Genomic DNA, 13,406 nt, shown 5'->3' with positions numbered 1-13,406 from the left:
ATGGTGCGGTGCTGGGCCTGGCTATGTCTGTGTTTGCTTCCTGGGTGGGTGACGGCCCAGGACGAGCCTCTGCGCCTGGCCTGGAAAACCGCCCCGGACAGTGAGCTGGTGAGCCTGAGCAAGACCCAGGTTCTGTCTCGCGAGCCGTTGCCCAAGGATCTGCAAGCGCCCCTGGGCAGTGTCTGGAAACTCTTTGTCTACGCCTGGCTGGTGGACACCGGCGCCCAGGAGCCGGCCTATGCCTGCCAGGGCAAGTCCAAGGAAGAGGTCTACTGCTGTGCGGTGGGCGCCAGCATCGCCCGTGATCAGGCGCTGGTACGTTCCTGCGGTTTGTATTTCGAGCCCCAGCGCTTGCAACTGTCCGCCGCTGACTGGCGCCATTACTGGCAGGCCCGCAACGCTCCCGACTGGTTGCAGGACCTCAACCAGCTGCAGCCCCAGACCCGGGTCCCGGTAGCGGAACTGCTGCAGGTGCTGGCGCTGTTGCCGGCCCGGGACACGGCCCGGCGCGTGCTGCTGGATGTGGTGCTCAATGCCGCCGACGGCGCTGTAGTGGGCGCCTTGGGCGGGCGCTTGCGGGTCAAGACCTGGAGCTGGCTGGCGGATCAGGACCCGCAATCGCGCCAGGGTGGTTTTGCCGGCTGGCTGGTGGATGGCACACCTCTGTGGGTGGGCGGGCGTGGCACCAGCCAACGGGTGTTGAAGGACTACGCCCAGGCCCTGAACCAGGAACTGCCGGACAACCCGCCTGTGGATAAAGGCCGCTGTGTGGAGGTCAGCCTGTTTTCCCGCTACCCGCTCAGAAGCGTCAGCCAGGGCGGCCAGCCGGCTAAACCGGGTGCCTTGCAAGGGGATTACCGGGTGGAGTTTGCCAACGGCAACCAGCTGGATATCCACAGCGCCGGCGAGCTGTTCCTGCAGCAAGACCCTGCGGCCCAGCGACTGGTGGCGCGCCTGGACCGTGAGGAATATGTCGCTCGGGTACTGCAGCGCGAAGCCACCAGTGAGCCAGTGGAGGCCGCCAAGGCGCTGGCCGTGGCCATCCGTACCTACCTGTTGCAGAACGCCGGGCGCAGCGGCGAATGCCTGAGCATCGACGACAGCAGCAACCGCCAGCGGGTCGCGCCGCGCCCGGCCACTGCCCAGGCCCGGGCCATTGCCGCCTGGACCAGCGACCTGGTGCTGGCCGGCACTCAAGTCACCTATCACTCGGACCTGAAGGCGCCGGACAAACTGTCCTGGCAACAGGCCGTGGAGCAGGCCCGGTCCGGGCAACGCTACGACGCCATCCTGCTGCACGCCTATCCCCGGGCCAGCCTCAGCCGCTGGGACAACCCCGTGGCCTCCTGCGAACCCTTGCCGGCGGCCCAGGAGTGGCTGCTGCAGCAGCGCCGGCGCTGGCGCCAACCGCTGGAGCAAGAGATCGGCTACAACGAAATCAGCCAGTTCGCCGTGTGCCGCCTGAGTTTCGGCCGGCCCTACGTCGACCGTGAACGGCAACGCATCTATGTGCGGGGCGTGCTCTCGCTGCAAGACCGCCTCGACCTGACTCACGAATACCTGCACCTGGCCTTTGAAGCTCATCCCAACGGCCAGGATGAAACCTACATCGAAGGGCTCGCCCGTCATCTTTTATTGGAATAGGCCATGAAACTTCCTGCTCCCCCGGTCCTCCTGTTCCTTTGTGGAATGTTCAGCCTGCCCATGGCCCTGGCCGACAGCGGCATCCAGCTCGACACCCCCAAGGGCGGCTGGCGCACTCGAGCAATGAATGGTGAACAGTACCTTCAGGAGGTCAACTACCCGGCCTCCTCGGTGAATACCCCCCAGGGCCAGGCCGATACCGCGCGTATTCGCGGGCAGATCAAGGGTGCGCCCAAGGCGAACAAAGAGCCCGGCAAGCTGATCGTCAATGGCGTCAGCATGCCGCTCAAGTTCGATGAGCAAGGCAGCTTCGACCGGCCGTACGCCTTCCCCAACGGCAGCAACAGCGTCGAAGTGCGCAGCCCGGATGGCCAGCAGCGCAAGCGCGTGCAGTTTCTCAACACCGGCGGTGGCGTGACCCCGCCCAAGTTGCGCGTGCTGCTGTCCTGGGACAGCGACAATACCGACCTCGACCTGCACCTGGTAACCCCGGACGGCGCGCACATCTGGTACGGCGACCGCGTGGCTCCGAACGGCGCGACCCTGGATGTGGACGTGACCACGGGCTACGGCCCGGAGATCTTCTCCATGCCGGCGCCGCTCAAGGGCCAGTACCTGGTCTATGTGAACTACTACGGTGGCGGTTATCGCAGTGACGACGATGAAGACGGCGGCCAGGAAAATGCCGTGCAGCCCCTGACCACCGCCCAGGTCACAGTGATTACCGAGGAAGGCACGCCGGATGAAAAGAGCGAGACCTTTGTGGTGCCGATGCGCGCCCCCGGGGAACTGACCCTGGTGCGCAGTTTCAGTTATCCATGACCGGGCTCAACGGATGCGCTTTCCCGGCCATCCGTTCATTGCCCTGAGACAATACGGGCCCCCGGTGTTTGCCTTGCAATGAATCACCATTCATTGGCAGGGAAATGCAGAACATGGGTGCTTTTCAATCGTGGTTGAAGTGCTGTGTAGTGGCCGGAAGCTGTGCCTCCAGCCTGGTGTTGGCCGCGGGCGCCGACGGTTTGCAGCGGGTCAAGGTGGACCTGGTGGCGCCGCCCCAGGTGCATGCTCATGAGCAGGCTGTCAGCGGGCCGCCGAAGGTCGTGCAGTTCCGCATGAACGTGGAAGAGAAAAAGATGGTGGTGGACGATCAGGGCACCACCCTGCAGGCCATGACCTTCAACGGCTCTATGCCGGGGCCGACCCTGGTGGTGCACGAGGGCGACTACGTCGAGCTGACCCTGAGCAATCCGGCCAGCAACAGCATGCCCCACAACATCGACTTCCATGCGGCCACCGGTGCCCTGGGCGGTGCGGCCCTGACCCAGGTGCTGCCGGGGCAGGAAGTGGTGCTGCGTTTCAAGGCTGACCGCAGCGGGACCTTCGTCTATCACTGCGCGCCGCCGGGCATGGTGCCCTGGCACGTGGTTTCGGGCATGAGCGGGACCTTGATGGTGCTGCCGCGCGAAGGCTTGCAGGACCCTGCCGGCAAGCCCTTGCACTATGACCGGGCCTACACCATCGGCGAGTTCGACCTGTACATCCCCAAGGACAAGGACGGGCATTACAAGAGCTACCCGGACCTGGCCTCCAGCTACCAGGACACCCGTGAAGTGATGCGTACCCTGACCCCGAGCCACGTGGTGTTCAACGGCCGTGTCGGCGCCTTGACCGGAGCCAACGCCCTGACCGCCAAGGTCGGCGAAAGCGTGCTGTTCATCCACTCCCAGGCCAACCGCGACAGCCGTCCGCACCTGATCGGCGGCCATGGCGACTGGGTCTGGACCACCGGCAAGTTCGCCAACGCCCCGCAACGCAACCTGGAGACCTGGTTCATCCCCGGCGGTTCGGCCCTGGCGGCGCTCTACACCTTCAAGCAGCCGGGCACCTACGTGTACCTCAACCACAACCTGATCGAGGCCATGGAGTTGGGGGCCCTGGCTCAGGTCAAGGTCGAGGGGCAGTGGGACGATGACCTGATGACCCAGGTAAAGGCCCCCGGGCCCATGACTCCGGCCAAGTGATAGCAGCCGGGGCTCAAGCCCCGGCACCTGGCATCAGAGGTTCAGGGCGAACTTCAGGTAGCCCGGATACACCTGGCGCCAGTCGTCCTGGAAGGTATGGCCTTGCTCATGCTCATGGCTCTGGACCTGGTTGCCGGGTTCCAGGGCCTGTTGCGTGGCGGCGGTGAGCTTCTGGTTGCTCTCGTGCTCCTTGGCGCCATGGACGATGACGATGCGCTTGTCCCGGGCCTTGGTTTCGCCGAAGGGAATCCGGTAGCCGCCGGGTGACAGCAGCAGCGCGCCGCTGTAATGCTGCGGGTACTCGGCGATCAGGTGCGAGGCGTGCTCGGCACCTTGGGAGAAACCCATCAGGACGATGCGCGAGCGATCGATACGGGTCTGCTTTTCCAGTTTCTTCAGCGCTGCGCTGACCGCTTCTTCGGTCGGTGCTACCGAATGCTGCTGCCACATGAATTGGTGCTCGTCGCGCTTGAGAGTGCCGTTGATGCCCACCAGCACGGCTTTTTCCCCCACAAGGTCCGTGCGCATGTCGATGCCGTCGCTGCCTTCGGTACCGAACCCCGACAGCCAGACCACTACCGGCCAGCCCTCGCTCGGGACCTTGCCCTGGGGAATGCTGAAGGCCGCAAGGCCCGCATCCCTGGCCTTGGCCGGGTAGTTCTTCTCGGCGGCCTGCAACAGCTTCTTGTAGGCCGGGTCCTGCTGCAACGATTCCAGTTCGTCGTCTTCCTTGAGCAGCACCAGCTGCCAGAAGCCACGCTCGCGGGCCTGGTCGAGGTATTCGGCGGCGCGCTTGTTCTTGTCCATGGCCGCCAGGCTGCCGGCGGCCTGGTAGGAGGCGTAGGCATTCTTCGGGTCGAGGCGGGCAGCGGTCAGGTAGTAGGCGAGGGCGCCGGCGTAGTTGTCGTGCTGGCTCTTCTCATTGTCCCCGGCCTCGATGAAATCCGCTGGCGTGGCTTCGTCCAGGTACAGGTTGGCCATGCCGGCCAGGCCTTGCCAGCGCCCCTTGGCGACGTCCTGTTGCGCATCGGCATGGGCCCAGGAACTGCTGAGGCTGAGAGCGCTGAACAGCGAGATAAATGACAGGGGCAGGCGTACTGCGGCCGGCAACGACATGACTGAGAGTCCTTTTTCAGTGAAGGAGGTCCCGGGCCGTTGCCCGAAACGGCGCGCAGCTTAGCATGGCGGATCGCCCGGATGGACGACCCGCGCTGTGGCCGGAGTCAGCGCCGAAGCGGTAGGTCAATCGCTCTGGTCGGCAGTGGAAATCACTTCATCGATCTTCCAGCAGCCCTTGTCCTTGATCATCCGCACATCGACGATCTGGGTGGTGTCCGGGGTGTTGCCCAACGTCACTTGCTCCTTGGCGCTGGAGCCCTGGACTTGTGGTTCGCTGACCTTGATCTGGGTCAGCCACTCATCCATGTAGTCTTGGGCCTTGAGGAAGTAGTCCTCTTCCAGGCCGTCGGGGCTGGCCATCTGTTTCTTGATCTTGGTGATCAGCGAGTCGGAGACGTACTTCTTCATTTCCGCCACGTTGTCGGTCAACGGATCCTTGTCTTCGCTGAAGGTTTGCAGGTACCAGCTATAAAACGCCTGGGTTGCGGGCTTTGGCGAACTGGCGCAGTCGGCCAGGGCGACCGACTGATGCATCGCGACCGCTGCCAGCAGCGAGCAGAACAGCATTCTCATGGGGGACCCCTTACGGATGGCGATAGATTTTGTAGGCAGGTTTCTGCACCCGGTAGGAATGCCCCGGGTAGAAACCGTGCAGTTGCTTGAAGTCTGACACCCAGAGTGTGCCGTTGAACATCGCCATGTGACCGTGGGGGTGCCCTGGAATGGGCTGGATGATCACCACATCGCCCGCTGCGGGCGTCTGGCCGGCCGGCTGTTCGATGAAACCTGCAGAAGTCAATGATGAGCCGAAGTCCTTGGCCGAGTGCTTCCTGTGCAGAATCACCCCACCGCCACCGGCTTCGATCGCCTGGCGAGTATAGGCCGCACAGCGCCCCGTACTACCGGCGTGAGCGTGAGCGTTCAAGTGACTGATAGCGGCTTCTTTATTCCACATTCCTTGTCATCCGAGAGTCCTGGAGAGCGGCGAGTTTATTCTTGCCCAAGGGCGCCGGAAATACTGGCTAAGTGCCTTATTTGCCGCCTTTGGGGGGCGTATCACAGTTATCCCGCTGATTGGCAAAACCACGCAGGAGCCAGGCGGCTTGGCCGTTCAGTCCGGCTGCAACTCCAGGGCGCTGCGCGATACCGTGTGCACTCGGTTGCGCCCCTGGTGCTTGGCGTCATACAGGGCTTCGTCGGCCAGGGACAACAGGCGCGGCAGGTCGTAGCCCCGGGTTTCACTGCTGACCACACCGATGCTGACGCTGAGCAACCCGGGTTCCAGCAGAGGCAAGCGGGCAAAAGCCTGGCGAACCCGCTCGGCTACCGTTACTGCGGCCTGCTCATCGGTCGCGGCCAGGAGGCAGGCGAACTCTTCACCGCCAATGCGGGCATATACGTCTTTTGTACCCAGGGTTTCTGCAAGTACCTGGCTGAATGCGACCAGCACCTGGTCGCCGGTCTGATGACCGTAGGCGTCGTTCAGGCGCTTGAAATGGTCCAGATCGCACAGCAGCAGGGCCATTGGTGAGCCCCGGCGCTGGCATTCGATCAGCATCCGCTCGCCATTGACCATGAACGCCCGGCGGTTGCCGATACCGGTCAGGGCGTCGCAGAAGGCCGCCGCCTTGAAGCGCAGTTCGACTCGTTCCTTGACCATGCACAGGGTCACGTAGGCAATGCCGATCACATACAGCATCGATTCGAACAGCATGAAGGAGAAGAGTGGCACCCCGGCACCGTAGCCTTTGAGCGCCTGATCCATGGCCACACCCTGGTCAATAAGGGCACGCACGATGTAGTACGTCGTGTGCAGCAGGGTCAGGACCACCGCCGGCATATAGGCGACCTCCAACTGCTGGCGGCTGCGCCAGAACTCCAGCAGGGTCAGCACGCCATAGGCCGCCGCCAGTAGCGAATACACCGAGACCCGAACCGGCATTGACTGGTAGAACGCCGGCACCACACACAGGATCAGCCAGATGCCGGCCCCGGCCAGCAGGCCCGGGACATGGGGGCGACGCCCGGCGAAGACCCGCATCGCTGTCCAGTTGAGGCCGGCACTCAGCAGCAGGACCACGTTGCCGAGGATTTTCGGCACGAAGTCCATGCCCGTGTCGCGCAGGCTGACCAGCACCACGCCCACCGCCGCCAGCAGCATCATGCCGCCCAGATAAGCCAGTGGCCGCTCACGGGTTTCCCGTAGCCAGGCGTGGAAGGTCAGCAGGCTCATCAGAAAGAAAATGAACACCGAGACTACGAGCAGGGTGGGGATGTGCAGGGCCATGTCCGGAATTCTCGTTAACGTCGCGCTCAAGGGGCAGGAGTCGAAGCCGGCCGCTGCAGAGCGGGCGAATTGCCATCAATGGGCGGGATTGTAGCGAGAACGTGAGTGCCTTGGTGTGGGGGGCAAGGAGTGAAGGTCCTAGCGGAACCTCCCGCAAAGCGCGTTGCCCTGGTAACCGTGCGCGATTGGCCCGAGGAACATGAATGGGCCACAGGCGTAGAAGTCCGAACCGACTTTCTGGTTCACATACAGCAACGCAGCTTCGGCGCCGTTTATATCGTTGCCGTACGAGGTGGCGCTGTAGGACTCGCAAACCGGCAGTTTCAGCGGGATTGGCAGGATCACGAGCAAAACGGTGGTGCCGCACCACTGGCGTTCGGCGGGGCTCTTCTGCGTGCGGGTGATGACTGGGGTCATGGAGTGGCCCACCAGCGTTTGGTGAGCGTCGGTCTTGGTGACTTGCCTTTCGGGCATATCCATCCAGGCACCCACGCACCCGCAAAGGCCAAGGGCTGTCAGCGCCGCCAGCAATGCACCGTTGATGGCTCGCCGCAGGGGCTGAAAATTCACCGCAGGGGATCTTGTGGGAGCTGCAAAGCTGCGTAGGTCGTGCATCCTGCACCTGCTGTCGGAGTGGCCAGTCCTTCCCGTGCTCGGGTTCCAGGCATTAAAAAGCCGGCTTGTGGCCGGCTTCTCGGGGACTGGCTTGGTTCATTTTTGGTAAACCGCACCAGCCTTCAAAACGTACACCCAGCTCTTGCGGCTGGCTGTGGGACTGGGCGAGAAAGTCATCCGCTTCGTCAGGCGCTCTGACCGCTTGAAGGGTCGATGCGCAAATGTGGGGCGCAGCATACGCATATTCGCCGGGAATTCCCAGTGCGAAGCGCGTTCCAGAGGCCTTGAAGCAGTAAAAAGTGCGAAGAATATGTTGCTGGATGCGTGGTCAGCCCGAGGAAGCGGTTCACCGGCAAGCGGGCGCCAGCAGGCAACCGGTGCTGCGTGCGGGCATAAAAAAGCCCCGGATGACCGGGGCTCTTTCTTGAAGCTTGTTGCTCCAAGCTTGCAGTTGCTGCTTAGCCTTTGTAGGCAGCAACCGACTTCAGGATCTCGGCGCGGGCTGCATCGGCATTGCCCCAGCCGTCGATCTTCACCCACTTGCCTTTTTCGAGGTCTTTGTAGTTCTCGAAGAAGTGCTTGATCTGTTCCAGCAGCAGGGCTGGCAGGTCGGTGTATTCCTTCACGTCGACATACAGCTGGGACAGCTTGTCGTGTGGTACCGCGATCACTTTGGCATCGCCGCCGCCGTCGTCGGTCATGTTCAGGATGCCCACTGGACGGGCACGGATCACCGAGCCTGGCGCTACTGGGTAAGGGGTCACGACTAGTACGTCGAGGGGGTCGCCGTCGTCAGCCAGGGTGTTGGGGATGAAGCCGTAGTTGGCCGGGTAGAACATCGGGGTGGCCATGAAGCGGTCAACGAACAGGCAGTCGCTGTCTTTGTCGATTTCGTACTTGATCGGCGCGTGGTTGGCCGGGATTTCGATAGCGACGTAGATGTCGTTCGGCAGGTCTTTGCCCGCCGGAATCTTGCTGTAGCTCATTGGGCGTTGCCCCCGTTAGTTGACCAAATGACTTGGCCGGATTGACCAAAAAGTGGCGGCGATTATAGACACACTCCGCTACCGATGCCACGTACCAAGGGTCGTAGAACCTTGGTTGTACTGTGTCGCGGGCGTGTTCGGGTTTACCGAGCGACCGGCGGCCTGGTTGTCAGGTAACCGGTCTTCAGATGAACAGCTTAAATAGCGCGACAGGACATTAGTGGTGCGTTTGATAGACCGGATCTTCTGCTTGAAGTTGCTGTAACCGGGCCAGTGGATTCTGCCGATAAAACAGCTGTAGTTGTGCATAGACTTTCGGATAGGCCGCCACCAGCAAGTCCGGGGCGCTGAAGAAGTATTCGCTGGTGACGGCGAAGAATTCCGCCGGGTTTTCCGCGGCGTAGGGGTCGATGGCGGTTTCTGCGTCTGGATTGCGGTCCAACTGGTGGTTGAGGTCGTCGTAGGCGCTTTGCATCACTTGCGCCCACTCGCTGACCCGCATGTCGCTGTGCAGCGGCGGCAGGCCGTTGGCGTCGCCGTTGAGCATGTCCAGCTTGTGGGCCAGTTCGTGGATCACCAGGTTGTAGGCTTCCCAGCCTCCGCTGGCCAGGACTCCGGGCCAGGCGAGGATGATTGGCCCCTGCTGCCAGGCTTCGCCGCTGTGCTCGCCATCCCATTCGTGCTCGATACCGCTGGCGTCGCGATGGCGTTGCGGGCTGAGGAAGTCGTCGGGGTAAAGGATGATTTCGTGGAAGCCCTGATACCAGTTCAGGTCCCCCAGGTGCAGCAGCGGCAGCTGTGCCTGGGCCGCCAGTAGCAGGCGCTGTTCCTGGTGCAGCTCGACCCCGGGCAGGGCGGTGAGGTGCTTGTCGTCGAGAAACAGCACGCTGGCCTCGCGCAGCCACTGGTCCTCGGTGGCACTGATGCCGTCGAGGAAGGGCAGGTGCTGGCGTACCCGCTGCCAGGTTTCATCGCTGACCGGGTGCCTGGCCAGCCGGCGCTTGCGGCGCCAGGCGCTGAGGGACCACATGGCGCTTAGCGGGTTTCGGCTTTTTCGGTACTGCGGCCAAAACGGCTGCGCAGTACGCCAATGATCATCGGTACCAGGGACAGGAGGATGATGGCCACCACCAGCAGCGAGAGGTTTTTCTTGATGAAGGGCACGTTGCCGAAGAAGTAGCCCAGGGTCACCAGGCCGCCGACCCAGAGGATGGTGCCGGCCACGCTGAAAGCGAAGAACCGTGGGTAAGGCATGCGCGCCACGCCAGCGACGAAGGGCGCGAAGGTGCGGATGATCGGCAGGAAGCGCGCCAGGGTCACGGTCTTGCCGCCGTGCTTTTCATAGAAGTCATGGGTTTTCTGCAGGTAGTCGCGGCGGAAGATCTTCGAGTCGGGGTTGCTGAACAGCCGCTCCCCTGCCGTTCGTCCAATCACATAGTTGGTGCTGTCGCCAAGGATCGCCGCCAGCATCAGCAGGCCGCCCAGCAGCACCGGGTCCATGCCGCCGCCTGCGGCCACCGCGCCGGCGATGAACAGCAAGGAGTCGCCGGGCAGGAAGGGGGTTACCACCAGGCCCGTCTCACAGAAAATCACCAGGAACAGGATGGCGTAGATCCAGGGCCCGTAGTTGGTCACCAGCATGTCGAGATAAACGTCGAGATGAAGGATTAGGTCGATCGGGTTGAAATCCATTGGGGCACCTGTGATGACAGCCTGGCTCGGCAGGCCTGTGCGATGACTCGGAGAAAGGGACTACAGGGGGGTGTAGCTTTTCTTACGATCCGAAAAGGTCGGCATTATAAGGGCTGACAAGTGAAATGCGTGTTCAGATTGTAGCGGGGCGTTTCGGCTTGGCCGGTGCTTGGTAGGTTGCCGGGAGGGCGCGCGCCAGGGGCGGAAATACCAAAGCGGCCCTGGGGCCGCTGTCTGCAGAGTCAGTCGTCGCTGAGGGGCAGGACGTAGTTCTTGAACTCGGTATCTTCGCGAAAACCCATGGATTCGTAGGTTTTGCGTGCCACTTCGTTGTTGCTGCTGGTGGACACCCGCAGGCGCACGGCGTTGGTTTCCTTGGCCATCTTCTTCGCGGTGCGCATCAGGTTGTCCGCCACCAGCTGGCGCCGGGCGTCTTCAGCAACGTAGATGTCGTTGAGAATCCACACACGCTTGAGGGAGAGGGAGGAAAAGCTCGGGTACAGCTGGCAGAAGCCCAGCAATTTGTTGCTGTCGTCGTCGGCCAGGGCCAGGTAGATCACCGATTCCTTGCGCCGCAGGCGTTTTTCCAGGAAGGCCCTGGACGAATCCGGGTAGGGCAGTGCGCCATAGAATTCGCGGTATTTGACGAATAAGGGGGTCAACAGATCCAGGTGCTCGAGGGTTGCTTGAGTAATCCGCATGGTGGCTCTCAACTTCAAGTGGATGTGACGGCACAGGTTGGATGACTCGGGCAGCCGTGTTGCGATGCTGCCCAAAGCGGCGAAAAAGCGCAATCGTCTTGCAAAGTCACGCTTGGGGCGGGCCCAGGAGGAAGTTGCCCTTCATATCTGCCGGCTCGTCGCTGTCCAGGGTCTGCACTTGCGCCTCGTCTTTGAGGTTCACCCCCGACAGTTGGCGGCGGCAGGCTTCACGCATCAGGTAGAGCAGGCGGTGAGCGGCCATGCCGTAGCTCAGGCCCTCCAGGCGCACATTGGAGATGCAGTTGCGATAGGCGTCGGTGAGGCCGATTTTCGGCTGGTAGGTGAAATACAGCCCCAGGCTGTCGGGGGAACTGAGCCCCGGGCGTTCGCCGATCAGGATCACCGTCATCTTCGCCCCCAGCAGTTGCCCGACCTCGTCGGCCACCGCCACCCGGCCCTGTTCCACCAGCACCACGGGCGACAGCGACCAGCCTTCGGCGGCGGTCTGTTCCTCCATGCGTGCCAGAAATGGCAGGGTATGGCGATGCACCGCCAGGGCCGACAGGCCGTCGGCTACCACCACTGCCAGATCGAACCCGCCGGGATGGGCGCTGGCGTAGTCGCGCAGGGCCTGGGCCGAGTCGTCACTGAGCCGGCGTCCCAGGTCGGGGCGTTGCAGGTAGCTGTGGCGGTCGGTGGCGGCGCTGTGCAGCAGCAGGCTGTCACGGCCGCGCTCGGCCAATTGGGCGCTCAGGCCGGCGTGGTCGAAGGGCAGGTGCACGGCGTCCCGGGCCTGGGCGTGGGCGTATTGGAAGTCCAGTTGAGCATCGGTGGGCAGGCTGGTGCCGGTACGGCCCAGGGCAATGCGTGCCGGAGTCAGGCGGCGCAGTTCCAGCCAGGGGTTCTGCGAATCGGTGGGGTGTTTTTGCATGAGCCTGTTCCTTATCCCAACTGGGCCAGCGCCTGGCGGAAAGCCGGCGGCAGGTTGTTGCCGAAATGCACCTTGCCGTCGGCCTGGGTGAAGATGCCGGTCCTGGCCAGCCATTGCTCGAATTCGGGAGCGGGTTTCAGGCCAAGGGTCTGCCGGGCATAGAGCGCGTCGTGGAAGGACGTGGTCTGGTAGTTGAGCATGATGTCGTCGGACCCGGGGATGCCCATGATGAAGTTGATTCCTGCCACCCCCAGCAGGGTCAGCAGGTTATCCATGTCGTCCTGGTCGGCTTCGGCGTGGTTGGTGTAGCAGATGTCACAGCCCATGGGCACGCCCAGCAGCTTGCCGCAGAAGTGGTCTTCCAGGCCGGCACGGATGATCTGCTTGCCGTTGTACAGGTACTCGGGGCCGATGAAGCCGACCACGGTATTGACCAGGAACGGCTTGAAGTGCCGGGCCACGGCATAGGCGCGGGTTTCGCAGGTCTGCTGGTCGATGCCGAAGTGGGCGTTGGCCGACAGGGCGCTGCCCTGGCCGGTCTCGAAGTACATCAGGTTCTGCCCCAGGGTGCCGCGGTTCAGGCTCAGGCCCGCCTCGTAGCCTTCCTGGAGCACGTTGAGGTTGATGCCGAAGCTGGCATTGGCCGCTTCGGTGCCGGCAATCGATTGAAAGACCAGGTCCAGGGGCACGCCGCGATTGATCGCCTCGATGGAGGTGGTGACGTGGGTCAGCACGCAGGCCTGGGTGGGGATCTCGTAGCGCTGGATGATGGCATCGAGCATTTCCAGCATGGCGCAGATCGAGGCGATGCTGTCGGTGGCCGGGTTGATGCCGATCATCGCGTCGCCGTTGCCGTACAGCAGGCCGTCGAGAATGCTTGCGGCGATGCCCGCCGGCTCGTCGGTGGGGTGGTTGGGCTGCAGGCGGGTGGACAGGCGTCCACGCAGCCCCAGGGTGCCGCGGAACTTGGTCACCACGCGGATCTTCTGCGCCACCAGGATCAGGTCCTGTACGCGCATGATCTTCGACACCGCGGCGGCCATTTCCGGGGTCAGGCCCGGCGCCAGGGCCCGCAGGCTCTGTTCGTCGGCGGCGTCGCTGAGCAGCCAGTCGCGAAAGCCGCCCACGGTGAGGTGGCTGACCGTGGCGAAGGCCTCGCGGTCATGGGTGTCGATGATCAGCCGGGTGACTTCGTCGGACTCATAGGGAATCAGCACCTCTTCGAGAAAGTGCTTGAGTGGGATATCCGCCAGGGTCATCTGGGCGGCAACCCGCTCGCCGTCGTTGAGGGCGGCAACCCCGGCCAGAAAGTCGCCGGAACGGGCCGGGCTGGCCTTGGCCATGACGTCCTTGAGGCTGTCGAAGCGATAGGTCTGAGAACCTACGCTGTGGGAAAATTGGGCCATC

General features: G+C 63.1%; 14 protein-coding genes. 3 read left to right on the top strand and 11 right to left on the bottom strand.

Going from position 1 to position 13,406, the window contains the following annotated elements:
• From BLS75_RS28885 to nirK, 3 genes are all read left to right on the top strand, one after another.
• Positions 1–1,644 carry a DUF2300 domain-containing protein gene (locus BLS75_RS28885; RefSeq protein ID WP_011063719.1) on the top strand — a complete coding sequence of 548 codons (1,644 nt, stop codon included), beginning with the start codon at positions 1–3 and terminating at the stop codon, positions 1,642–1,644.
• Positions 1,645–1,647: 3 nt separating this feature from the next.
• Positions 1,648–2,466, top strand: coding sequence for a YfaP family protein (locus tag BLS75_RS28880; protein ID WP_072452882.1), 819 nt, complete (start codon positions 1,648–1,650; stop codon positions 2,464–2,466).
• A 113-nt stretch (positions 2,467–2,579) separates the two neighbouring features.
• Positions 2,580–3,668, top strand: a complete 1,089-nt coding sequence (gene nirK / locus BLS75_RS28875; protein ID WP_011063717.1) for a copper-containing nitrite reductase — start codon at positions 2,580–2,582, stop codon at positions 3,666–3,668.
• A 33-nt stretch (positions 3,669–3,701) separates the two neighbouring features.
• On the opposite strand, the gene BLS75_RS28870 is transcribed toward nirK, so the two are convergent.
• The 11 genes from BLS75_RS28870 to BLS75_RS28820 form a co-directional block, all read right to left on the bottom strand.
• Positions 3,702–4,784 (bottom strand): dienelactone hydrolase family protein, encoded by a 1,083-nt coding sequence (locus BLS75_RS28870; protein ID WP_072452884.1) that lies wholly within the window; start codon positions 4,782–4,784, stop codon positions 3,702–3,704.
• Positions 4,785–4,910: 126 nt separating this feature from the next.
• Complete coding sequence (locus tag BLS75_RS28865) at positions 4,911–5,360, bottom strand: DUF3828 domain-containing protein (protein WP_011063716.1); 450 nt, start codon at positions 5,358–5,360, stop codon at positions 4,911–4,913.
• 10 nt (positions 5,361–5,370) lie between these two features.
• On the bottom strand, positions 5,371–5,742 hold the full coding sequence (locus tag BLS75_RS28860) for a hypothetical protein (protein WP_011063715.1): 372 nt from the start codon (positions 5,740–5,742) through the stop codon (positions 5,371–5,373).
• Positions 5,743–5,898: 156 nt separating this feature from the next.
• Positions 5,899–7,074 carry a GGDEF domain-containing protein gene (locus tag BLS75_RS28855; RefSeq protein WP_072452886.1) on the bottom strand — a complete coding sequence of 392 codons (1,176 nt, stop codon included), beginning with the start codon at positions 7,072–7,074 and terminating at the stop codon, positions 5,899–5,901.
• A 138-nt stretch (positions 7,075–7,212) separates the two neighbouring features.
• The gene (locus BLS75_RS28850; protein WP_219737502.1) at positions 7,213–7,689 is read right to left on the bottom strand and encodes a hypothetical protein; all 477 of its coding nucleotides are present in this window, start codon (positions 7,687–7,689) and stop codon (positions 7,213–7,215) included.
• A 458-nt stretch (positions 7,690–8,147) separates the two neighbouring features.
• Positions 8,148–8,675, bottom strand: a complete 528-nt coding sequence (ppa, locus tag BLS75_RS28845) for an inorganic diphosphatase (RefSeq protein ID WP_011063696.1) — start codon at positions 8,673–8,675, stop codon at positions 8,148–8,150.
• Between the two features lie 217 nt (positions 8,676–8,892).
• The gene (locus tag BLS75_RS28840) at positions 8,893–9,705 is read right to left on the bottom strand and encodes a M90 family metallopeptidase (RefSeq protein ID WP_072452888.1); all 813 of its coding nucleotides are present in this window, start codon (positions 9,703–9,705) and stop codon (positions 8,893–8,895) included.
• A gap of 5 nt (positions 9,706–9,710) precedes the next feature.
• Positions 9,711–10,367, bottom strand: a complete 657-nt coding sequence (locus BLS75_RS28835; protein WP_072452891.1) for a DedA family protein — start codon at positions 10,365–10,367, stop codon at positions 9,711–9,713.
• A gap of 242 nt (positions 10,368–10,609) precedes the next feature.
• The gene (locus BLS75_RS28830; RefSeq protein ID WP_011063693.1) at positions 10,610–11,068 is read right to left on the bottom strand and encodes a GNAT family N-acetyltransferase; all 459 of its coding nucleotides are present in this window, start codon (positions 11,066–11,068) and stop codon (positions 10,610–10,612) included.
• Between the two features lie 106 nt (positions 11,069–11,174).
• Positions 11,175–11,999, bottom strand: coding sequence for an ethanolamine ammonia-lyase subunit EutC (gene eutC / locus BLS75_RS28825; protein ID WP_041120010.1), 825 nt, complete (start codon positions 11,997–11,999; stop codon positions 11,175–11,177).
• Between the two features lie 11 nt (positions 12,000–12,010).
• Positions 12,011–13,405, bottom strand: a complete 1,395-nt coding sequence (locus tag BLS75_RS28820; protein ID WP_011063691.1) for an ethanolamine ammonia-lyase subunit EutB — start codon at positions 13,403–13,405, stop codon at positions 12,011–12,013.
• Position 13,406 lies beyond the last annotated feature (1 nt).

Origin of the sequence: Pseudomonas sp. NFPP12 (assembly GCF_900103205.1) — a bacterium.
Classification (GTDB): Bacteria; Pseudomonadota; Gammaproteobacteria; order Pseudomonadales; family Pseudomonadaceae; genus Aquipseudomonas; species Aquipseudomonas protegens.
This window is presented reverse-complemented; position numbering and strand designations above follow the sequence as displayed.